The organism is Brucella sp. TWI559 (assembly GCF_039674265.1).
Taxonomy (GTDB): domain Bacteria; phylum Pseudomonadota; class Alphaproteobacteria; order Rhizobiales; family Rhizobiaceae; genus Brucella; species Brucella chromiisoli.
In genome coordinates this window covers 1-22,665 of record NZ_JBDJNE010000022.1, presented here as the reverse complement: position 1 = coordinate 22,665, position 22,665 = coordinate 1, and the positions used below count along the sequence as shown (strand labels likewise).

The window sequence follows — 22,665 nt, the reverse complement described above, 5'->3', positions numbered from 1 at the left end:
GATAGGAATAATGGACCAAAAAGCGACCGAAGTCTTTGAACGCACCAATCAATTTCTGTTCCAGATATCCGATCTGCTTTTGCGCTATTCGCTATCAACCCTGGGCGCAATTGTAATCCTTTGTGCAGGGTGGATTTTAGCGGGAACCCTTCAACGCTGGACCGTCACCTCGCTATCGGGCATCCGCGGCCTCGACAAGACAATTTCAAAGTTTTTTGGCGGCGTCATCCGCTACAGTGTTCTTGCCATCGTTTTTGTGATGGTTCTGGGCCAATTTGGCGTTCAGACTGCCTCAATCCTTGCAGCATTGGGCGCAATAGGCCTCGCCATTGGGCTTGCCTTGCAGGGCACACTTCAAAACATTGCGGCAGGCATTATGCTTCTTGTTCTTCGCCCGTTTCGGGTTGGGGAGTTTATAAGTGCAGGCAGTGTTGTCGGCACAGTTGAAGAGATAGGCTTGTTTACAACAGAGCTTAAATCTTATGACGGCATTTACATTATGGCTCCGAATTCAACGCTTTGGAACACGTCGGTTATCAACTATAGCCGCCTCAAGATGAGGATGCACGACTTCAAAGTGCGTATAGGATACGACGACAATATCGATAATGCGTTCTCAATAATTCAGAAGATTGTCTTGTCACAGGAGGGAGTGCTTCAAGAGCCAAAGCCCACCTTCTTTGTTGATGAGTTGGGCGATAGTGCTGTTATCTTGTGCTATCGCTATTGGATTGACAGCAATCATTATTGGGACGTCGTTCGCAACACCACCAAATCTGTTAAAACCTCTTTTGACGAGGCGGGAATAAAAATACCCTATCAGCAGGTTACCCACCATATGAAGGCTGCTGCTTAGAAGGCGTTAAAGCATAATCCCATGACTTTCGCTTCGGGCAGATTATGCTTTATTCAACCCTTTGTGCCTCATGCTTGATGAAAGCGGCCATGCCTTCGGATTGGATGCCATCAACCATATCCCTGAGCATGGCGCCGAAAACGCCGTTGATTAACGTCTCTGGAAGAATGTCAGGGCAAACGAGCGCAACTGAGCGAATTATATCATCCGCAGTTGCCGCATGTTTTAAGGCGCTCTGAAGCTCCATTGCACGCGGGTCATTCAACGCTTGCGGATTTCCATACCTATCTTTGCGAACAAGATAAGCAAGCCAGGCCGCCAAGGAAAATGCAAAAGGGCGCGTGGATCCGCCCGCTGCAATCGTCTCCATTGCCGGTGCGGTTATGCGTTGAGGAAGCTTTTGCGTCCCATCCATCGCGATCTGTGCCGTAGAATGTGCTATAGCTGGATTGGAAAATCGTTCGGCCAATGCTGAAGCATACTCATCAAGATCAATCGTTAGTCCTTCGACAGTCGCGGCCGCTGCGGCAAGATGGCGCCGAACAAGGGCGGCATGATCAAGGTCAGCCATAACATCGCGTACAAGTGCTTTTCCGGCCAATTGCCCGCTATAGGCAAGCATGGAATGCGCACCATTGAGCATGCGAAGTTTCATGCGTTCATATGGCGTCACGTCATCGACAAACAGGACGCCAGCGCATTCCCATTCTGGCCGTCCAGCACAGAATTGATCCTCTATGACCCATTGCGTGAATGGCTCGGTTTCGACTGCTGCATGATCGTCCCGCCCGCTCAGTTCTCCGGCCAGTTTGGTCGTATCGGCGTTTGATGCGGGTGTAATGCGATCCACCATGGATGAAGGAAAGCTGACATTGTTTGCTATCCAATGGGAAAGCCTCTCACCGTGGGTTTTGCGTGCAAAAGTCAGGACTGCGTTGCGCAGTTTCTCGCCATTATGAGACAGGTTATCACAGCTCAACACAGTGAATGGCTGCAATCCCAAATGCATTCTGCGGTTCAGAGAACCGACAATCAGTCCGATCACTCCCCTGGGCGCATCAGGATTTGCAAGGTCGAAAGCGACCGCAGGATGGCTATCATCAAGCTGACCATCGCTGGTGATACCATATCCTTTTTCCGTCACCGTCAAACTGACAATACGGCAGCCAGGAGATGCCATGGCTTCCAATGCATCGCCACTAACATCAGGTCCGGCCAATACCCGTTCAAGCGCGCCGATCACCCGTGCCTCTGTGGTCGCGCCGCGTGTGATCAGCGTGTAATGACCATTCTGTGGATTTAAACTCTCCGCAACAGACGTTCCACGCAGCGATACGCCGATAACACGCCAGTCGCCGCCATTTTGTGCGAGAGCAGCATCGGTGTAAGCAAGCAGATGAGCGCGTGCAAAATTGCCAAGCCCCAAATGGACAATTCCAGCCCCATGGTTCTGCGGTGTGTAAGCAGGCCAACTGGCCGATGCACCCAGATTTGCCTGCGCCGAAAGTCTTGTCATTCCACCACCCTGACATCTGGATGCGACAGGGCGGTCATGATCCCGCGCAATTCCGCCAGCCCTTTCAACCGACCAATGGACGGATAACCCGGCTGCGCTTTTCTGTTCAGATCATCCAGAATGTCCTGACCATGATCAGGCCGCATTGGAATTTGCCAGTCTGCGCGGCCCGCAAGCTTGCGCCGATTTTCTTCGGCAAGAATGGCTGCAATCATGGCAACCATATCGGTATGGCCTTCCAGATGAGCGGCCTCATGGAACGATCCACCAAGATGCGGTTCTTCAAGGGCGACATTGCGCAGATGCAGAAAATGCACCCGATCGCCCAGCCGCTTCATCATACCCGGCAGATCATTATCAGCGCGTGTGCCCAGTGATCCGGTGCAAAGCGTAATGCCATTTGCCGGAATATTCACCGCATCCATCACGGCCTTATAATCGGCTTCCGTCGACATGATGCGCGGCAGACCAAGCAGCGAAAACGGTGGATCATCCGGGTGGCAGCATAAACGCACACCAAGTTCTTCTGCCAGCGGGCTGACCTCTGCCAGAAAATCAATCAGATGCCCCCGGAGACGTTCAGGCGAAATATTGTCGTAATGCGCAAGATGACGCTTCACATCATCCATCGACATGCGTTCAGCGGCACCGGGCAAGCCAAACACGACATTCCCCGAGAGCTCCAGACGTCGTGCCTCAGGCATGTCTGCAAACCGCTTGTGTGCCGCCTCATAGACCTCTGGACTATAATCATCCGATGCGCCGTTGCGTTGTAAAAGAAACAAATCAAAGGCTGCAAAATCAATCGCGTCGTAGCGCATACAGGTGGCGCCATTTGGCAATCGATACGCCAGATCAGTGCGCGTCCAGTCGAGGATCGGCATAAAATTATAGCAGATGACCTCAACACCTGCATCACGCAGGTTTCGCATGGAGGTCTTCCAGTTTGCGATATGTGTTTTCCAATCACCCGTCTGGCGTTTGATATCCTCAGAAACCGGAAGGCTTTCAACGACCTCCCACCGAAGACCGGAGGCTTCCCCGTTCTTCATGTAGGCGACGTCTTGTTTTCGCTTTTCAATTTCTGCAGGCGACCAGACGACGCCCGTCGCAACATGGTGAAGGGCTGTTACAACGCCTTCCACTCCTGCCTGCAACATATCATCGATGGATACCAGGTCCTTGGGGCCGAACCAGCGCCAGGTCTGTCTCATAGTGTCGTCTCTCTGTTTTCAGTGCCGTGCAGATGCAGCGGCAAAAGTAATTTGAACCTTGACCGATTGGGAACGGTCGGTTGCCGCACAAAATGCGGCAAGCGCGTCGGTCACAGGCAAAGTGGATGTAATGATCGGGCGTGGGTCGATTGCGCGCGATCCGATAAGCTGCACAGCATCAACGAATTCGGTATCGAAACGCTGCGAACCGATAAACTGAATTTCCTTACCAACCATCACATTCAATGGCATGGTTGTAGGCCCTGCAACACCCACTTGCACCATCGTGCCGAGTGGACGCAAACACGAAATTGCATCATTGATTGCGGGAGCTGCGGCGGAACACTCAAACACGAGATCAACCTTGCCTTTATCGTCTTTCCATCGGTCAAGGCCGGTTGGATTGGCCGCAATATTGACTGTCTGATCAGCGCCCATTTTTGCAGCAATCGCCAGTGTCGCGTCCTGAATATCCGTCACGATAATTTCGGAAGCGCCCCGCTTTTTTGCCACGGCAACACAAAGCGCGCCAATCGGGCCCGCTCCCGTCACCAGCACGACTTTGCCGGACAGGCTGCCGGCAATTGCCTCACCCCGATTGGCTGCATGCAAACACACAGCCAGCGGCTCTGAACAGGCGGCAGCACCCGGATCAATGTCATCAGGCACGGCAAAGCATTGATCCGCTTCAATGACGATCCTGTCGCGAAACATGCCTTGCTGATGCGGAAGATACATTGCAGAACCTTTAAACCGCATCGCAGTGCAGTGGCGCGCAAGGCCCTGCTGGCAAAAACGGCACGTACCGCAAGGCTGGGACGGGTTCAAGGCCACAAGCTGGCCAGGCCTCAGACCCGTCACCCCTTCACCGAGCGCTTCGATGCGCCCGGATGCCTCATGCCCCAAGATGATCGGCTCGCGAACACGAATGGTTCCGATACCGCCTTCCAGCCAGTAATGCAGATCAGATCCACAAATTCCGCCAGCCTGAATTGCGACCAGGACCTGACCTGGCCCCGGTGTTTCGAGCGGCCTGTTCTCAATGCGCAAATCATCCTGCGCATGAAGGCAAACGACACGTGTTACCGATTGTTCCGTCATCACAACCTCAAGGCATCAAAGTGTTGGGCAACCATGTCGCCAAAGGCGCGAAGTAGCTGACCATGAGAAGAACGATAATATTGGTGATGATGTAGGGAATAATCGCTCTGATCACCGGTGATAGAGGGAGTCGTGCGATATTTGACGCCACAAACAGGCAAACACCGACGGGAGGGGTCGTCAGACCGATCATCAGGTTCAACACTGCAAAACAGGCAAAGTGAATGGGGTCAATACCGACGGCGATAGCCAGTGCCTGCAAAGGCACAAACAGGATGATCAGCGCGGCAATCGTTTCCATGAACATGCCAACGAACAGAAGCAAAATGTTAATCAGCAAAATCACAACGAACTTGTTGTCCGTAAACGAAAGAACTGCATTGGCCAGTGTCTGGGGAATGCGCTCTGCAACCAAAATCCAGCCAAAAACATTTGCAGTGCCTACCAGCACCAGAATGCCGGCAGAACTGATTGCACTGTCGATAATGATTTTGGGAATACGGCTTACCGGCAGTTCGCGATAGATGAACAGGCCCACGAGTGCTGCATAAAGACATGCCACCACAGCAGTTTCGGTTGGTGTGGTTATCCCGATCAGCAAGCCGCCGACGATCAGCGCAGTCATTGCAATAGCCCAGATCGCGCCAGTGAACGACGTGAACAACTCCCGAACGCCCTTCCAGCTTTCACGCGGGAAATTCTTTTTCTTTGCGATGAAATAGGTTGTTACCATCATCGCAAAACCCATCAGCAAACCAGGAACTGCGCCAGCCAGAAACAGTTTTCCGACTGAAAGCCCGGAGAGCGAGCCGACAATAATCATCGGAACGCTCGGCGGGATCATTGGACCGACTGTGGATGATGCCGCGGTCACAGCTGCCGAGAAAGAGGCAGGATATCCGACTTTTTTCATGCCGGGGATCATCATGCCGCCAACGGATGCAACATCGGCAACCGCAGTGCCGGAAATGCCGCCAAAAAGCATGGAGGCTGCGATATTGGCTTGTGCAAGTCCACCGCGCATCCATCCAACCAAAGCGTTGGCAAAGCGAATGATACGCTCCGTAATGCCACCGGAATTCATCAAATTGCCCGCCAGAATAAAGCCCGGAATACAGAGCAGCACGAAACTGTCCATCCCGGCATACATTTTCTGAGGAATGACAACGAGCGGAATATCGGCAAACAGGAGATAGGCCATTGAAGACAGGCCCAATGTGACGGCCACGGGTAGACCGATGACCAGACCGAGCACAAATGTGCCAAGAAGAAGGGTCAGACCCATCAGTTTTCCTCCGAATTGGGGATGGGGCGCCCATCATGGCGGCCTGTCAGCATCTCAATGATACGCATCAGCGCCCAAATGATCAGGGCAACAAACAAAATAAGCTGCGAGGCGTGGATGATATCCATTCTCCAACCCAGAGAAGGTGCCGTCTGACGGCTGCCAATGGTGGTGTAGTCCCATGCGGCGGGCAAAAGGATGGCTGCAAACACCAATGTCAAGATTGCGCTGACCAGTCGCAACAGCCAGGGCAACCGTCCGGGCAAGCTCTCACATATCAGATCAACATTGACCATATCGCCGCTGCGCAGGGCAAGGCCAGCGCCGAGCGCACCTATATAGAGCAGGCAGAACCGGGTCAGCTCTTCCGTCCAGACAGGAGCCGTGCTCAGGAACGTGCGTGCGTAAACCTGCAGCAGAACAGCGCCGATCAGCACAAGAAATGTTGCGAGTATCAGAAGGCGAAATACGCCCTCCAATCCTTTGAATGCTTTTGTCATGGTGTCCTCGACAGGGTAGCTGCCGGATTTAATCCGGCAGAGCCTTTATCTCAGTCGTTGAAAACCTGTTCGGCCAATGGTCGGATTTCCTGCGGCACAGACGCGATGACGGCATCTTTCGCCTTGTTGGCGAAAGCGGCCTGATCGACGTCCACGAATTTCACACCATGTGCTTCGAGATCGGTAACGAGTGCTTTTTCGTCAGCGGTAAACAGTTCGCGTTCGTAGGCTTGTGTGATCTTGGCAGCTTCCAGCAAAGCGGCCTGATCAGCTTCCGACAATTTGTTCCAGCTACGCTCTGATATGGTGAGATAAATCCACGAGCGAACATGTTCAGTCTTGTTGACGACTTTTTGAACTTCATAAAAGCCACCCGACTTGAACAGAGCAAGCGGATTTTCCTGCCCTTCGATGGTGCCGTTCTGAAGCGAGGTAAAGACTTCCGAAAAAGCCATAGGGGTAGGGTTGGCACCCAGCGATTGCCATGCAGCCACGAAAATAGGCACATTTGGTACGCGAGCCTTGAAGCCCTTCAAATCATCAGGCTTCGTGATCTCACGATTGGCTGAAAGGTTGCGCGGCCCACGCGCGAAATATGTCAGCGGTCGAATAGCCGCCTTCTCAATAATTTCGGCTTCAATCTGCTTGCCTATATCGCCGGATGCAACCTTGTCCATATGCTCAAGCGACTTGTATCCATATGGCAAAGCCAGCAAAGCGGCTTTCGGTGCCCAATTTTGAAGGCTCTCGCCGGTGATGGTCATATCGGCAGTGCCGAGCTGCATGCCGTTGATGACGTCGATTTCCTTGCCGAGCGATTCATTCGGATAAACTTCGACCGCCACCCGTCCTTCGGTGCGGGATTTGACTTCGTCTGCAAATTTCAACGCAGCCTTGTGCCAGATGTTTTCTTCATTGGCGAGATGACCAAGTTTAAGCGTGACCTCCTGTGCAAACGAGGTCCCGCCCATCACGGCAAGCATGGCGCAGGTTGCTGCTATGTGTTTAAAAGATCGAAACTTCATTCTTTCCTCCTCTGGAATGATTTCAGCGCCATTGTTTTCCGGCACTATAGAAAATACTCGGGCCGCTCCTGCTCGATGACAGGCAGATCAATCAAAATCCCCTGAAGGTGCTGCCGCATGAATTGTTCGGCTCTCGCCACGTCTCCTGCGGCAATGGCATCAACCACCTCACGGTGTTGAGCGATCAGGCGCGCAACAGGAAAATGCATACTTGAAAGAAAACGCACCCGATCCATCTGGGCCTTCATTTCAACCACCACCCGCCAGGCTTTGCCTTTGTCAGCGCCTTCAGCAAGTGTGCGGTGGAATATTTCATCTGCATCCATGAAATCGCGAGCCGATCCGCCGATGAGCTCTTCTTGACGAACAAGCAATGCACGCAGTTCTGTGACAAGCGCTTCGTCAGGCGATTGGGCCAGAAGCTTCACAATGTCCGCCTCGACAGCCTCGCGAACGAAACGGGCATCCATAACCGCTTGCAGTGAAATTTTTGCAACAAACGTGCCTCGCTGAGGGCGAACCTCGAGCAAGCCTTCATTGGCAAGCGTAATAAAAGCCTCGCGTACGGGTTGGCGGCTGACGCCATATTGTTGAGCCACATCAGCTTCCGAAATCCGCGTGCCCGGCGACAATAAATTGTCAATGATGGCAGCCCGCAATGTTGCGTAAAGCTGATCCACGACACTGACATGCGTTGGTCGCACCAATGGGCTCTGCATGATTTAATCTCCTCATTTTTCTGCTTATACCATACTACCATACCAGTCAATATGGGATCACACTTTCAGCGCCGTAGGATAATCCGGCCGTATTTAACGGAGTTTTTCAGAAAAGTTTACGCAGCTATTTTTAGTCTCTTTGCGGGGTATCCCGAAAGCTCCTATTGGGGGCGCTCATTGTAATACGCTCAAATCCATTGTGCGATGAATCCCTGAACCTTTTGTAAAAGCTTTGTTTTTACACTCATCTTCGCACAATCCCCTTCAGTCCGCACTTACATCTCTGGGCAACTAATCCAATGGATCAGTTGCTTTCCCGGCTTCTATCCTCCCACGCCATTATCTGGCTGATCCGAGATGCATCCAAAAAGCCATATGTTTGCGCCCATTTACAATATTAGATATTGCTGACTTAATAGTCGCATATCGCTCATCGAAGATTCGACTTTAAAACCCGATAACCGCGGGTAATTTGGGGTAACATTTTCTATCACTTTCATATTGCTTATAGTGACTTTGAAAATGATCTGATTGTCAAAGGTAGTGAAATTTTGCTGTACTGACAGCTGATTGTAGAACACGCTTTAGTTTCTGGGCGCTGCACTGTGCCATCACCACCCGTTAACCTTTCAGCCTCTTTATTAACAGGCAGACTTTTTGCTCAGCCTCAAGCGGTAAGTTTAACTTATTCAGATTGCCGCGCTTCTTATCTAAATTTTCCCACCCCTAACATGAGAAGCATTCACCGCCGCGCGCCCCCAACAAATACCAGCTTGCTGCGCCTCATTAATGTTGCTCAACTCTACAGATATTTTATTCGTAGGGATTTTTTTATGAGTGCTTTCACGACGAATGCGGGTAATTTTGGACCTGCTGAGAATAGTAGTGTTGATCCGCGGACTGGTCTTTTTGGAGCGACTGTTGAGTTAGCCAATCTTGTTGGTAACAAGGGCAAGGGTCCTCATCTTGGACTTAGCATTGGGTATGATCCTCTTTCTGTGGATGATTATGGATTTGGTCGTGGCTGGCGCTTTAACTGGACGACGTATGATGAAGGTTCGGACGGTCGGCTGCGCCGGCTTTATTCGGCGGATGGTGGGGTTTATGGTGTTGAAGGTGCCGAGAATTTTACGCTGACGCAGCAGAAAATAACGTCTGCAAAGCTAAGTCGCTTTGATGGTGTGGATGCTTACCGTGTTGGTCATGTGGGCGGTGGTGTTGAGGTGCTTGCTGCGGATAATAGCGGGCTTTGGTATCCGAGTACTCTTTTCAGTCCTCTTGGTGAGCAACTGAATTTGACCTGGGTTAAATCGGAGGAGGTTCACAGTAAGATTGCCTCTATTTCTGATAATGACGGCCAGTTTTTCATGCGCGCGACCTATGATGATGGTGACGCCACGCTTACCTTCTTTCCCGATAGTACAACCGCATGTTTTGATGTTGTCTCTGTGCAGAAACAGGGGATGATGCAGCACCTGACGATAGGGGAGAGAGAATGGATTTTCAGTTACGACTTTTCTTACGATGATGGATTTGGCGATTCTGTCGCTTTTCTTACCAAAGTGCAGCATCCGACGGGTCTGATTGAAGAAGTCTCTTATCGTTCGGAGGCGCAGGCTTTCCCGAGTGCGATGGGGCGCACGGCTTTGCCATGTGCCAAGACTTATACAAAGACCATCCAGGCTGGGCAGCCCTCTCAGCTTATCGAATATGATTTTGCACCACCCGAATATCATGGGCATAATTATCTGGGTTATGGCGGCAGCTTTCCAATGACCGATAACGCCCACGATAACCTCTATAATTGTGACGATGCAGATTACAAATATAGCATGGTTGAAACGACGATCGCTCCCGATGGTCATAATTTAAAGAAGCAGCTTGTCTTCAACAAGTATCATCTCATTGAATCAGAAACGCTGACCCATGACACTTGTGTTCATGTCAAGAAGACTGAATACAGTTATTCAAGTGGCACAAAATTTGATGATTTGCCCTTATATTACAACAAGCCATCGCGTATTACGAACCAGTTTATCAAGAATGATATTCCTGGAAGACTTATAACCGACACCTTTACTTATAATGATGATGGAACGCGTGCGTCACACACCGCTGATGACGGAACACGCACAGACTGGACTTACTACGACAGGAACACCGAAGACCCGAACTGCCCGGTCAGTCCTGAGGGGCTGTTGTCTTATATGAAGTCAAAGACAGTGACGACGCCTCAAACGACTGGCCTTGATGGTGATGTCTGGCCTGGTGAAGTTGAAAGAACAGAATACAGCTATACGAAGCTGAGTACAGGTGGCAGCCCTGATGATGAGACGCAGCCCGTTTCCTATGCTGTTTTAAAGAGCCAGGAAAAGCAGTTTTATCAGAAAAAACTGATCAGGCAGCTGGATACTACATATTTTAAAGACACTTCTTCTGCCTTAAATTTTGGGCGTGTGCAAACAGAGACAGAGACATTCTATGGTGAGGATAAGAAGAGCTATCCTTATACGGCAACATATACCTATTCATATGATTCAAGCTTGAATGTTCTCAGTATTACGAAAAAGCTTCAAACGTTTGATACCCTGTCTGCCCAGACGATAGAGCGGCATTCCTGTTTGACGGGGCGGCTGTGTGAGGCGGTTGATCAGCTTGGCGTTTCGACAACGTATGAATATGATATTTATGGACAGGAAACAAAGCGGACACTGGCCAACGGCACATCGAATGCACGGACCTATCAGCTTGACACGACCTTTGAGGACTCGCCCCTTAAGGATGATACAAAGCTGCCGGTAAAAACGCTCACAACACCGGACGGCAATAAAGTCCGGCGATGGTATGATGGTAGCCTGCGTCCCTGGCGGGAGGAGGTACTGGTCGAAGATACCTGGCTGACCGGGAAGACATATGCCTACAACTGGCTCGGTAAAACCGCTGCATTGACCTATAGCGATTATGATATGGATAAGGTGTCAGACGATAAGGTCTCACACGGTCTCATTATTCATTCCAGTGTTCAATACAGCTATGACAATTGGGGGAGTGTAAGTTCTTCCGTTGAGAGCAGTGGCTATACGGAAACTCAGATCAATGATCCGATTGGACAAACAGTCACACACAGCTGGAGTGACGGCAGCAAGGCTGCCAAAGTTACAACCTATGACAATCGTGGCCTGCCGCTCTCTGAAGAGACGTTAGGAGCGGATGGCACGTCCATCAGCAAGATCAAACAGGCTTATGATGGTGCGGGTCGCCTGCGCGAGCATGTGGACGGCAAGGGTCGTAAAACAACATATAGCTATGACAGCTGGGGGCGTGTTGTCCGCACGGGCCTGCCAGATGGTAGCGTTGTCATCAAATCTTATGTTCCCTATAGCACTCAGTCGTTGGCTTGCTCGCTTCAGATACAGAAGCCAGGCACGACTAAGCCTGTTGATATGGGGCAGCAGGAGTTTGATGGCTTTGATCGGCTCAAAACTGCTACAAATGGTGGTCGGCAGTGGAGATATTCATACAGTGACAGCGATCAATGCATCTCACAGAAACCATCGCAGGTCTACTCTCCAGATGGTTTCCATCTTACGTATAAATATAACGTCTACCTCGGGGAAGTTATTACACAGATAGACGCTTCAAACTCTTCCAAGAAGTATTATTACAGCTCTATTGGACGTTTGTCTGTCGCAAGCGAAACAGGTGGCCTTGTTACTACTTATGCTTACGACAGTCTTGGGCGTGTGAATGAAAAGACGTATGCAAGAGCGGGAAAAGTCCTATTGGAAGAAACGAAATGGTCTGTTCTTGGTAGAAGACTGAGCCAAACAGATGTGGATGGTACAGTCACAAAGTTCACTTATAATAAGAACGATGGCAGCCTGAATTCGGTGAGCGGGACGGACGTTCAGGCAGATTTTAGCTACAATAATGGACACATATCTGGCTGGAGCGTACTGAATTCGTCAGATGCGTTCACGCTGAATGCGACGATCACACGCGATGCGTTTCTCAGAGAGACCGCAAGAACATATACCAGTACAAAAATGCCAAAGGCCCTCACTGTGGGGCAGGCATTTGATCCGCTGCTTGGCCTTGTGTCGTCGCGCAGCATTCAGGAAGCTGGAAGCCCTGTTGCCACTCAGAAATATTCTTATGAATACGATAATCGTAACCGCCTCTCGAACTGGAAAAGCACAGGGGTAAACCATCCGCAGGATCCGCTGGGCTTCCCCCTCACTGATCAGGTGTTCACCTATGATGCGTTCAGCAACATCACCCAGGCACAGAACACCTATGCCGATGGCAGCACAAAGCAGTTTACATACGGCTTCAGCGCTACTGACAACACGCAGTTGCTGAGCGTGCATTGCAGCGACAGTTCCGTTGCAGACATTGCACTCGAATATGACAACTGGGGGCGCATGGTAAAAGACGAAGCGGGCAGAAAACTCACTTATGACCGCTTCGGACGTCTGTACTCCGTGCAGGATGCTACGAATACACTAACCTATGCTTATGATGCGTTTGACAAGCTTAGTAGTCAGACACTTTCTGATGGCAAGCAAACCAGCTTTTACTATCGCGACAACGCCTTAAGCTGCGCCATTGATACCAAAAATGGCACGCAGACAATCAACAGATGGGTGCGGGCCAATGGTGAGTATCTCGCCCATCAAACCCCGCAAGGCATCTCAGCGGCAATTACCACCGCTATGGGCTCCACCCTGGCTCAACTCGACAAGACGGGCGTGAGCGCATTGAGAGCATACACCGCCTATGGCTATCTGCATGCAGACCCGGATCCAACGGCCGACCTTGATTTTAATGGACAAATCAGGGACCCCATCACAGGCCACTATCACCTGGGAAATGGATACCGCGCCTTCAATCCAATCCTTATGCGCTTCAATGCCCCAGACTCCCTGTCGCCTTTCGGGCAAGGCGGTGTCAATCCATACGCTTATTGCCAAGGCGATCCTATAAACTTCGCAGACCCTTCAGGGCATGTCACTGTTGGCCAAGGCTTTTTGATCGGAGCAATGGTTCTTAGTGCCATAATCGGGATAGGCCTTGGATATAGTGCTTATACGGATATCAGTGCGATGACTGCTGATACTGTGAGAGCAAGTGACACTGGTGGCGCAGGCGGGATGGAAGAAACACGCGGGACAGGAGAAAATCGCACGGCACTAACAGATAGCAAGATTAAGAAAAGTGTAAGAATCGGCGTTAAAGTTGCCGGCGCCACAGCAGCTGTCGGGCAAATTGCAACGGGCACCGCGTCCTTAATCATCGGACAAAATGCACAGGTGAGAGTGCTGCATACTCTTGATGGCGATGTCACGCAGGAAAATCAAGCCGCAAAAACAAGCAAAGCGCTCGCTGGAGTATCATGGGGGCTGTTCGCTACAATGATTGCCATGACGGCGTGGAGCGGAATTGATGCACTAATGGTCGCGAAAGAAGGACTCACCGTCCCCGAAGGGGGGGGGTGATTCTATGATTGCTCGGAGAGAGACGCCAAGTGCAATAGAATCAAATACAAGTATAGTCGATCCAAATAATAATCCACAAGAACCAAGTGTACACAATGACCCTTCAATAAATAGTCAACAAGGCAGTGTGAGATCATCTACATCTAGACATTCTCCTCCCCCTAATATCAACGGAGGAGAAATACCACTATCTTTTTTAGAGAGGGAAGAAAATACAGAAGGGACCTATACACATATTAAAAATAAGGATTACGAATATACGAGATTATCTACAAAAAGTACTATTAATCACTATAGACGCTACACTACAATTTAATATTAATAAATTTAAACAAAATTACAAATTGCAACAAAAATAAAAATACTTTTTATAATTTAACTTTATTAACTTAAATTAGAAACAATTATTAAACAGGAAGACGAAATTATAATGCAAACAATAACACTTAACATAGAACCAATGAGCCAGATAGCTAACGGATCTAATGAAATAATAGCGATAGCACAGTTAAATATAAATGGAACATACCCACCCAACGAGCCTATAGATCTCATTCTTGACGGATCAGCAGTTTTTACTGAAAATAAAATGTCAAAAATTACAAAGCTTACCGATATATTGGGATCTGTAAAAGTATCTTTTACAGACACCAGGCCGGAGAGTGGTAATATTATAGCTCAAATGTCAAATAATCATAACATTAACGACACTAAAAATTTTACATTTACTCCTGAAGCATATATCGATCTCTCAATAAGTAATGATTATGCAAATGTTTGGAATGACATTAATACAATTCCTAATGAAAGTTCAATTATTTATGCAGTAACTACAGTACAAGAACTTGATCCGAGCGTTCAGGCAACCCTTACTTTTCAGATTGATGACTCAGAAACCGCCTGGTTTGTAGACAGGACAAATCCTGCAGCCCGCCCTCGGGTTTATACAACTAACGTCGCCGGTGGGCAAACTATTGAGGTTGGGATTGCAGACTCAAGTGCCGAGTCCGGTATGGTACAAGTATCAGGCACGACTCAAGATATGCAGTTTCTCAAAGGCGCGACGCAGCAATTTAGCTTTGATGCCACATCCTCCACCTTTTGCAAACTCGCTTTAAATAATAATGGGGCTGAAGCTGGCGGCAAACAAATGATTACTGCAATGGCAACGGCTTTTGTTAACGCTGCACCAGCCGCCGGAAAACGCATGTATCTTGAAATCATCCCAAACGAATGTAGCGCATGCTTCGTGCCAGAAAATGGAATCACAGTTGGGAATAATGGCAAGTCGGCTACTGGTTATACAGACAAAAGCGGTACGCTGTCTGTTCGTTTTTCTGACAAGATTTGGGAAACAGGATTAATAAACGCTAGCTTAGCTGATCAAAATATTGATTACGACCAAAAATACTTCTTTTTCGATGTACCCTCTACTCTGAAAATCAACCTAGTCAGCCTCGTAGAAACGACTGATAGTAGTAAAGAATGGGTCGAATTTAATATGGCTGCGGCCGACGGGGTCACGCAGCAAGATTTATTCGTCGATCTTAAAGATGAAAGTGGCACGGCTTACACAAATATTCCATTCCAAATTGACCTGACTGGCGTGGGAGTTTTCGCACTACAACAACCAGACGGTGTACAGTTATCGGGCGATAGAAAGACGGCGCTCTTAACAACACAATCGGACGGCAGGACTCAAACTGTTTCTGTCGTTAGTGACGCTCAGGGGCTTTGCTCAGCCAATGCGAGCACTCCTCCGAAGGAACTCAAACCTGATGGCGGTCACATAAAAAGCCAAGTACATGCATGTTACTTCAATGACCCCTGGACGACTGTATCGAATGTTCGATTTGACTTTCCGAACGCGACAGAACGAACGCGTTTAATTTACGCGAATGGACGCCATCAAACAGGGATCGCGGTATCCATTCAGGCTGCGGGGCCAAGTGGCGACCTTATAAATGGTTTATTACCCAGTTGGCCATTCCAGACGGCTAAGATAGTTGATTATATGAGTGGCTGTGAACTGGGCGTTGCGGACTTTGCCAACTGGCGATACACGACAAATCCATCCGGGTCACGGTTCAATGCGCCTATTGCAGCCAGCGGCCAACTGGAACAGATCGCAGCCAGTACAATCGGCGTACAGTCTAAAAACTACTATATTACATGCAATGATTATACCAATTGTAAATATTTTACCTATTCTTCTGGGGTAATTATAACGCCAACTGGGCCACAGGTTATTTCAACTCAAAATAAAGGCGCCTATGGTTATAATATTGGGGCCAACGCACCAACAGCCCCTCTTATGTTCACAAATAACGGAATAAAAATTTCACCTACAGATAGAGTTACCATAAATTTATTAGATCATATTGTATATAATACAAGTAACATATCTTCATTAGGCATAAATAGCTACGCAGGACCTGCTGATTCTCAAAATAGTAACATATCTCTTTATCCTGACAATTACTGGAGGCAATGGGATTATATAATTCAAATTGGATCGACTGCGTATAGTAGCTATATATTTGACTGCATTCTTTCCGACCGCGCTCTACTCCCCCCTGATTTTGCTGTAGCGGAAATCAGGAGAAATATTTATGATTATAAATTATATCTATGGCCAAACAATATAAAAAATAAGAATGGAATTATAATACAATCGCGCCCACTATATATAGTTGATACGTATGACGTTCGAAATATTTCAGTGAGTAATATTAAGGACATAAATGGCGCTATACAAATGTCTCTATTTAGCACTTTCGGAAAAATTGATATTGGCGCATCCTCTTATACGCCCATTAATATGGAAATATTCGACCAGTACGGAAATTCCGGCCTTTTCTGCATCGATGGATCAAAGCTTCCGCTGAAGTATGATTCAAGTCAGCTTGCGAATTGGAGTTTCTTGAAGGATGGACATGTAGACCCCCAACAATCCAGTACGGAGGGGGCAACAGATGGATACATTTCAACAAATTTCTATTCACCCAATAGGATGCGAATAGGTCACGATGATACACAGTCCTTCAGCGACTATAAAGAAGTATATTTAAACAACGGAGATAAATTAATATTCGAAGATAGCAATCAAGGCGCCAGTAAACGTAGTTACTATATAAACAACAGTAATTATGGTTATATAAATTATTATGACACCAAAAATCCTGCCGTGTATAAAATCAATGAAAAGCCAACTTGGTTTTTCTACCCTATATGGGAAAACGACAACTTCATTATATTGTCCAAAGATAATGGAAAGTCGTTATATGCCGGATATATCACTTTAAATAATGTAAAAACGATTTACGCTGTATTTGCAAGTACCTATAAATCAATCTACACTCAATTTAGGTGGACATTAGAGTGAAATGATTAGATATATTTTGGCTAGTCTAGGCATGATCTTTTAATAGGCTTCCACTCGGAACGGATTTGGGATACTTAGAATTTAAGGACGATAAGAAAACGATCCATTGATCGTTTTCTCCATGCAACGCGACGGCCTTCTTCGCTCAGAGACAAGTCAATAAGATGTGCTTTTATCGAGACTGAGAAGGCCTACATGTCTCTGCCACGTTTGTGTGCGTTTTCGGCTGTTAGCATAAACAGTTATGATATCTGCCCAATCGTCGGCGGCTCTACGCTATGATCATCCTGCCCCGCATTCGCAATCAGTTTGTACCGTCGCGTGAAACCTATGGCTGCCTTTGCATGCATGGCGAACTGAATAAAAAAGGCATTCACACAGGACGCGCCGCACGGCGCGACTGATGCGTGAAATTGGCTTGAAGGCGCGGCAGAAGACTTGGCTATCAAGCGCACAACCGACAGCAATTATGGCGCGCCTATCGCTCCCAGTCTTCTGGATGAGGACTTCCCTTGTGACAAATCGGATTACAAATGGTATGTCGACATTAGCGACATATGGACGGTAGAAGGCTGGCTTGATCTGGCAATCTTTGCCGATCTTTATTCTTGTCGCATTATCGGCTCGGATGAAGAAAGATCAGGCTATCTGCACTTTGAAGAAGGCTATTGCAATCCGGTAGCCAAAGCCCGAGCTGATACAGCATTCGCACAGGGCAAGCCAAAATGCGTGTTATGAGTACACACAGAATTCTCAACGTCCACAAAAACACTTCCATCCATGAGCGGAAAAGTAAACTTTTGCGATAATTTGATGGTGGAAACCGTCTTCAACACGATCAATTCGGAACTGATCTGGCCCAAGGTATTCGAGACCAGACATGATGTGATCAAAAACATTGGAGAATACGTTAAATGTATCTCAAATCCAGTACGCAGGCATTTTGCGATCGCAGCATAAATCGCCGCCCCGCTCAAGACAGTGCTGCATCGATCAATGGGACCCGAGGCCCGTCAGCGAGGCTGCCAAACGCGATCTATGCCCACCGATAGATGTCGATAGGCATAGAAGGAATTTATTTTTATTTTCAGTTGGTTAGATCGTATTTCAGCGCAAAATCGGCGACGTTCGGATGGGCCTGAATCATTCCCACTCGATTGTGCCCGGAGGCTTCGACGTCACGTCATAGACCACGCGGTTGATGCCACGGACTTCATTAATGATACGGGTGGCCGCATTGCCAAGGAAGTTCATGTCGTAGTGGTAGAAGTCCGCCGTCATACCGTCGACCGAAGTCACAGCACGCAGCGCGCAGACGAATTCATAAGTCCGGCCATCACCCATAACGCCAACGGTCTGAACCGGAAGCAGAACGGCAAATGCCTGCCAGATGACATCATAAAGGCCAGCCTTGCGGATTTCATCAAGATAAATCGCATCGGCTTCGCGCAGAATTTCAAGCTTTTCGCGCGTGATACCACCGGGGCAGCGGATCGCAAGACCTGGACCAGGGAATGGATGCCGCCCGATAAAGCTGTCAGGAAGGCCGAGTTCCTTGCCCAGCACACGCACTTCATCTTTGAAAAGTTCGCGCAGAGGCTCGACAAGCTGCATGTTCATGCGTTCTGGCAAGCCGCCAACATTGTGGTGCGACTTGATTGTGACCGAAGGCCCGCCCGTAAATGAAACGCTTTCAATAACGTCAGGATACAACGTGCCCTGTGCGAGGAAATCTGCGCCGCCAAGCTTTTTCGCTTCCTCTTCAAAAACTTCAATAAACAGACGACCAATGGTCTTCCGCTTCTTTTCCGGATCGTTCTCACCTTCAAGAGCGTCAATGAATCGGTCCTGCGCATCCACCAAGATCAGCGGCAGATTATAATGCTCCCTGAACATCGCAACCACATCGGCAGCCTCGTTCTTACGCATCAAACCATGATCAACGAGGATGCAGGTCAGCTGGTCGCCAACGGCTTCATGAATCAGAAGGGCTGCAACGGACGAGTCAACGCCGCCGGAGAGCGCGCAGATAACCTTACCCTTGCCCACCTGCTTGCGAATGGCCTCTACAGCCTGTTCACGGTAAGCAGACATGGTCCAGTCTGGCTTGATACCAACAATGTTGTGAACGAAATTCTGGATCAGCTTTGCGCCATCAGGTGTGTGCACAACTTCCGGGTGGAACTGCACAGCAAAATATTTGCGTTTTTCGTCCGAAATGGCCGCGAAAGGCGCATTGGGCGATGTCCCGATAACCCTGAAACCTTCAGGCAGTGCGGTGACACGGTCGCCATGGCTCATCCAGACTTGGTGACGGGTGCCCTTGGCCCAGATGCCAGCGAACAATGCGCTGTCTTCCTGAACTTCAAGAAACGCGCGACCGAATTCACGGTCGTGGCCGCTTTCGACCTTACCACCCAGCTGCGCGCACATGGTCTGCTCGCCATAGCAGATACCGAGAACTGGAATTCCAGCCTCGAAAATTGCCTGTGGCGCGCGCGGGCTGCCAATGTCCGTTGTCGAGTGTGGACTCCCCGACAGGATCACAGCCTTCGGGTTGATGCGCTTATAGGCATCTTCCGCAGACTGGAACGGAACGATTTCGGAATAAACTCCGGCCTCGCGCACGCGGCGTGCAATCAGCTGCGTGACCTGGCTGCCAAAGTCGATGATAAGGATAGTGTCAGGATGTGCTGTGGTGCTCATGCCGAGCATCTAGATAAAAAGCCACAAAAATGCAATGGTCGAAGTGCCGCGTTTCAACAATCAAACCAAGAAAACTTACCTATCCTGACATATCCTTGTCAGGAAGTGTCACGGCACCATTCAGAATAGCGTTTTCCAGATCCTCCACCGCGCCCGCAAGCTTCTGATCAATGACATGCAGATACTCTGTCCAGTCGCCGACATGTTGCAATTCACGGGTACCATCGGAAATGCCACGCAACCCTATCAGGGCAACGCCAAAGGCCTGACAGGCGCGCAAACAGGCGTAGGTCTCCATATCGACCATGTCGGTTGCGATTGTCTCATAGGCTTTGCCCGAAACAATGTTTGCGCCCGTTGACAGCGACGCATCTGGCAGCCCCGGAACAAGGCAAGGCAGATCAATCATTGCAGGTAAATCAAGAAAGGGTGTGCGGCCTTTTTCAAATCCGATAGGCGAAGCATCCATATCGCGATAAGCGACCGATGAAACCTGAAACACCTCTGTTTGGGGAAGCCTCGCCGATCCGGCGGAGCCGACACAGACGACCAGATCAGGCAATTCACCCTGCTGTTCAAGCACAGTCAGAATACGTGTCAGATTGACGGACGCCTCGACCGGACCCACGCCGATCATCAGCGGCAAAAAAAGCGAACTGAGATGCGGGCCATATTCCGCCTCGGTCGCCATCACATACAGAAGCCGTTTGCCTGCAAGGGTTTTGATCATCCCTTTAGCCCCTCGCGGTCCTGAACAACCATCATCGTGCCTGTCATGGTTGCAATAAGCCGCACTTCCGTATCTGTGACTGCAAAAGCCTGTCCATCGCTGACCATAATCGTGCGCCCAGGCTTGGTCACCTCGCCACGAAACAGGAAACGATCGCCTCTGCCGGGGGCAAGCAGATTAACCTTAAATTCGATTGTCAGAACCGCAGCATCCGTTGGCATAAGGCTAAGCGCTGCATAACCGCAGGCAGTGTCGAGTGCTGCAGAAATTATACCGGCATGAAGAATGCCGTGTTGCTGCGTCAGCTCTTCGCGAAACGGCATTTCGACCTCGACAATGCCCGGTTCACAACGTGTCAGCTGCGCACCGATGAGCTTCATCGCTGCCTGACGGTCAAAACTCTCCTCGACACGCTGTTTGAAATCCGGTTCCGCAATTCGATGCGCTGGCATTAAGCTCCCCCAAGCTTAATTGTGCTTTTCCAAGACACTTACATAAAATCCGTCCGTGTCAATGGAAAGCGGAGAAAATACGGCGCCATGCGCAGAAAAAACCGGCTCTACCCCGGCTGCATCTCCTGTAACGGCTTTCCAGACTGCCTTGGGAGATTTTTCCGTAAAGTTGCTGTTTTCAGCAAGGAAGCGCTCGACCTGACGCGTATTCTCTTCGGCAAAGAGCGAACAGGTCACGTAAACCAGCCTGCCGCCGGGCTTCACGTAATGTTTCGCCGCCTCAAGCACCTCGCGCTGATCCTGCACACGCCGCTCCAGCTGCTGATCATTGAGACGCCATTTTGCATCCGGCCTGCGCCGCCATGTGCCCGAACCTGTGCATGGCGCATCTGTCAGCACAAGGTCCATGCGCTCAATAAGCGGAGCGAGCGCATCGAGATTGCCATGCACCTGTGTGTTGCGAACCCCTGCCCGCTGCAAACGGTCATGCATGGGCGAAAGGCGCGCGCGTTCGGCATCATAGGCATGGACCTGGCCACTGTTGCACATGGCCGAAGCCAGCGCCAGCGTCTTGCCACCTGCACCTGCGCAATAATCCAGCACCTGTTCGCCCGGCTTTGCACCAGCAAAAAGCGCCGCAAGCTGCGAGCCCAGATCCTGTACCTCGAACCAGCCATCCAGAAATGTCTGATCCGTCTGCACATTGGGATGACGGCCCAAAGCCTCAATCGGAGGAATGCGCAAAGCCTGCTGAAGCAATGGCGCTTTGGCAGCCCCCGCTTTTTCCAGTGCTTCAAGAACGGCTTCGGGCGTTGTTTTCAGCAGATTGACCCGAAGATCAACCGGCGGACGCATGGAAAGCGCAGCCGCTTCTTCTACCCAGCGCTCACCAAACAACTCTTCCAGCGAAGGCACGCACCATTCAGGTACATCGGCCCGGATATAAGCAGGGGCGTCAGTGACGGCTCGCGTTGCCCATGCTTCGCGGGGAGCAGATTCCAGAGGTTCTGGGGCAAATTTATCGCCATTGAGCGTTGCGTCAATTGCATCAAAATCCATGCCGCCTTCTGAAACCAGCGCGCCATAAGCAAGCGCGCGCGCATCATCAGCATCCATGCGCCACGCGATGGATAGTTTGCGCCGCAACGCGTCATAAACAATATTGCCAATGACCGCACGATCACCTGCGCCGGCAAAGCGGTGCGACGCACCCCAATCCTTCAGCGCATCGGAAGCCGGGCGCTTGTTTGCTTCAATATCATTCAAAACCTCGATTGCCGCCTGAAGGCGTCCGCCAAGCCGCATTTCAGCTCCTTCACATTTGTTGTGTCGGGCATAGCCTTCATTGAGGGGAAAAGGCAATCAACAATTAAAACGAACCGATTTTAGAAAGCGCTTAGAACATAAGCCAACCCACGTAAAACGCCAATCTGTTTCAATCAGATCGGCTCTTTGAAAGCAAAAAGCCGGAGCGGGGGCATCCGGCTTTTCACGAAATGAAGAAGCTTACGGAGGTTATTCCGCGGCATCCACTTCCTCATTAACTGCAATCGTATTTGCCTGATACCCGTGCGCCGTCTTGAGCGCCGCACGCACACCGGCTTCATAATCAGGATGTACAAGCTTGAAGTGCGCCAACTGGCGTTCGACGATAAAGCCCGGCACACCGCCCATGGCT

The 22,665-nt window shown here is 49.7% G+C and carries 14 protein-coding genes and 2 pseudogenes; 4 read left to right on the top strand and 12 right to left on the bottom strand.

Annotated features, from left to right (window positions below):
* Positions 1-10 precede the first annotated feature (10 nt).
* On the top strand, positions 11-856 hold the full coding sequence (locus ABE530_RS17615; RefSeq protein WP_499695403.1) for a mechanosensitive ion channel family protein: 846 nt from the start codon (positions 11-13) through the stop codon (positions 854-856).
* A gap of 49 nt (positions 857-905) precedes the next feature.
* Here the strand turns inward: ABE530_RS17615 and ABE530_RS17610 are convergent, their stop codons facing one another.
* The 7 genes from ABE530_RS17610 to ABE530_RS17580 are packed head-to-tail and all read right to left on the bottom strand — an operon-like array spanning position 906 to position 8,216.
* Positions 906-2,372, bottom strand: a complete 1,467-nt coding sequence (locus ABE530_RS17610) for a mannitol dehydrogenase family protein (protein ID WP_499695402.1) — start codon at positions 2,370-2,372, stop codon at positions 906-908.
* Positions 2,369-3,586, bottom strand: a complete 1,218-nt coding sequence (uxuA, locus tag ABE530_RS17605) for a mannonate dehydratase (protein ID WP_499695401.1) — start codon at positions 3,584-3,586, stop codon at positions 2,369-2,371. The genes ABE530_RS17610 and uxuA overlap by 4 nt, the downstream gene beginning before the upstream one ends.
* Positions 3,587-3,604: 18 nt before the next feature.
* A complete protein-coding gene (locus ABE530_RS17600; protein WP_499695400.1) occupies positions 3,605-4,687 on the bottom strand; it encodes an L-idonate 5-dehydrogenase in 1,083 nt (360 codons plus the stop codon).
* A gap of 7 nt (positions 4,688-4,694) precedes the next feature.
* Positions 4,695-5,972: a TRAP transporter large permease gene (locus ABE530_RS17595; RefSeq protein ID WP_396998355.1), complete on the bottom strand. Its 1,278-nt coding sequence runs from the start codon at positions 5,970-5,972 to the stop codon at positions 4,695-4,697.
* Positions 5,972-6,472, bottom strand: coding sequence for a TRAP transporter small permease (locus tag ABE530_RS17590; protein ID WP_499695399.1), 501 nt, complete (start codon positions 6,470-6,472; stop codon positions 5,972-5,974). The genes ABE530_RS17595 and ABE530_RS17590 overlap by 1 nt, the downstream gene beginning before the upstream one ends.
* A 50-nt stretch (positions 6,473-6,522) precedes the next feature.
* Positions 6,523-7,497, bottom strand: coding sequence for a TRAP transporter substrate-binding protein (locus ABE530_RS17585; RefSeq protein ID WP_499695398.1), 975 nt, complete (start codon positions 7,495-7,497; stop codon positions 6,523-6,525).
* Positions 7,498-7,541: 44 nt separating this feature from the next.
* Complete coding sequence (locus ABE530_RS17580; RefSeq protein ID WP_499695397.1) at positions 7,542-8,216, bottom strand: GntR family transcriptional regulator; 675 nt, start codon at positions 8,214-8,216, stop codon at positions 7,542-7,544.
* 833 nt (positions 8,217-9,049) lie between these two features.
* Here ABE530_RS17580 and ABE530_RS17575 point away from each other — a divergent pair.
* The 3 genes and pseudogenes from ABE530_RS17575 to ABE530_RS17565 all read left to right on the top strand — a co-directional run.
* The gene (locus ABE530_RS17575) at positions 9,050-13,714 is read left to right on the top strand and encodes an RHS repeat-associated core domain-containing protein (RefSeq protein ID WP_499695396.1); all 4,665 of its coding nucleotides are present in this window, start codon (positions 9,050-9,052) and stop codon (positions 13,712-13,714) included.
* Between the two features lie 430 nt (positions 13,715-14,144).
* Entirely contained in the window at positions 14,145-17,099 is a 2,955-nt protein-coding gene (locus tag ABE530_RS17570; RefSeq protein WP_499695395.1) for a hypothetical protein, read from the top strand.
* A gap of 130 nt (positions 17,100-17,229) precedes the next feature.
* A pseudogene (locus ABE530_RS17565) lies at positions 17,230-18,041 on the top strand (IS3 family transposase); the annotation flags it as partial.
* A 201-nt stretch (positions 18,042-18,242) separates the two neighbouring features.
* Here the strand turns inward: ABE530_RS17565 and guaA are convergent.
* The 5 genes and pseudogenes from guaA to ABE530_RS17540 form a co-directional block, all read right to left on the bottom strand.
* On the bottom strand, positions 18,243-19,805 hold the full coding sequence (guaA, locus tag ABE530_RS17560; protein WP_265986304.1) for a glutamine-hydrolyzing GMP synthase: 1,563 nt from the start codon (positions 19,803-19,805) through the stop codon (positions 18,243-18,245).
* A gap of 79 nt (positions 19,806-19,884) precedes the next feature.
* Positions 19,885-20,535, bottom strand: coding sequence for a 5'-methylthioadenosine/S-adenosylhomocysteine nucleosidase (locus ABE530_RS17555; RefSeq protein ID WP_499695394.1), 651 nt, complete (start codon positions 20,533-20,535; stop codon positions 19,885-19,887).
* Positions 20,532-20,987, bottom strand: a complete 456-nt coding sequence (locus tag ABE530_RS17550) for a PaaI family thioesterase (RefSeq protein WP_265986307.1) — start codon at positions 20,985-20,987, stop codon at positions 20,532-20,534. Before ABE530_RS17550 ends, ABE530_RS17555 begins: the two co-directional genes overlap by 4 nt.
* Positions 20,988-21,002: 15 nt before the next feature.
* The gene (locus ABE530_RS17545) at positions 21,003-22,292 is read right to left on the bottom strand and encodes an RsmB/NOP family class I SAM-dependent RNA methyltransferase (protein WP_499695393.1); all 1,290 of its coding nucleotides are present in this window, start codon (positions 22,290-22,292) and stop codon (positions 21,003-21,005) included.
* Positions 22,293-22,502: 210 nt separating this feature from the next.
* Positions 22,503-22,665, bottom strand: a pseudogene (locus ABE530_RS17540) (catalase); the annotation flags it as partial.

Excerpts from the sequence above, each read along its gene's own strand:
- ABE530_RS17590 (WP_499695399.1), bottom strand. The coding sequence starts at position 6,472 with ATGACAAAAGCATTCAAAGGATTGGAGGGCGTATTTCGCCTTCTGATA.
- ABE530_RS17600 (WP_499695400.1), bottom strand. The coding sequence starts at position 4,687 with ATGACGGAACAATCGGTAACACGTGTCGTTTGCCTTCATGCGCAGGAT.
- ABE530_RS17615 (WP_499695403.1), top strand. The coding sequence starts at position 11 with ATGGACCAAAAAGCGACCGAAGTCTTTGAACGCACCAATCAATTTCTG.
- ABE530_RS17545 (WP_499695393.1), bottom strand. The coding sequence starts at position 22,292 with ATGCGGCTTGGCGGACGCCTTCAGGCGGCAATCGAGGTTTTGAATGAT.
- guaA (WP_265986304.1), bottom strand. The coding sequence starts at position 19,805 with ATGAGCACCACAGCACATCCTGACACTATCCTTATCATCGACTTTGGC.
- ABE530_RS17555 (WP_499695394.1), bottom strand. The coding sequence starts at position 20,535 with ATGATCAAAACCCTTGCAGGCAAACGGCTTCTGTATGTGATGGCGACC.
- ABE530_RS17580 (WP_499695397.1), bottom strand. The coding sequence starts at position 8,216 with ATGCAGAGCCCATTGGTGCGACCAACGCATGTCAGTGTCGTGGATCAG.
- ABE530_RS17570 (WP_499695395.1), top strand. The coding sequence starts at position 14,145 with ATGCAAACAATAACACTTAACATAGAACCAATGAGCCAGATAGCTAAC.
- ABE530_RS17610 (WP_499695402.1), bottom strand. The coding sequence starts at position 2,372 with ATGACAAGACTTTCGGCGCAGGCAAATCTGGGTGCATCGGCCAGTTGG.
- ABE530_RS17550 (WP_265986307.1), bottom strand. The coding sequence starts at position 20,987 with ATGCCAGCGCATCGAATTGCGGAACCGGATTTCAAACAGCGTGTCGAG.
- uxuA (WP_499695401.1), bottom strand. The coding sequence starts at position 3,586 with ATGAGACAGACCTGGCGCTGGTTCGGCCCCAAGGACCTGGTATCCATC.
- ABE530_RS17585 (WP_499695398.1), bottom strand. The coding sequence starts at position 7,497 with ATGAAGTTTCGATCTTTTAAACACATAGCAGCAACCTGCGCCATGCTT.
- ABE530_RS17575 (WP_499695396.1), top strand. The coding sequence starts at position 9,050 with ATGAGTGCTTTCACGACGAATGCGGGTAATTTTGGACCTGCTGAGAAT.
- ABE530_RS17595 (WP_396998355.1), bottom strand. The coding sequence starts at position 5,972 with ATGGGTCTGACCCTTCTTCTTGGCACATTTGTGCTCGGTCTGGTCATC.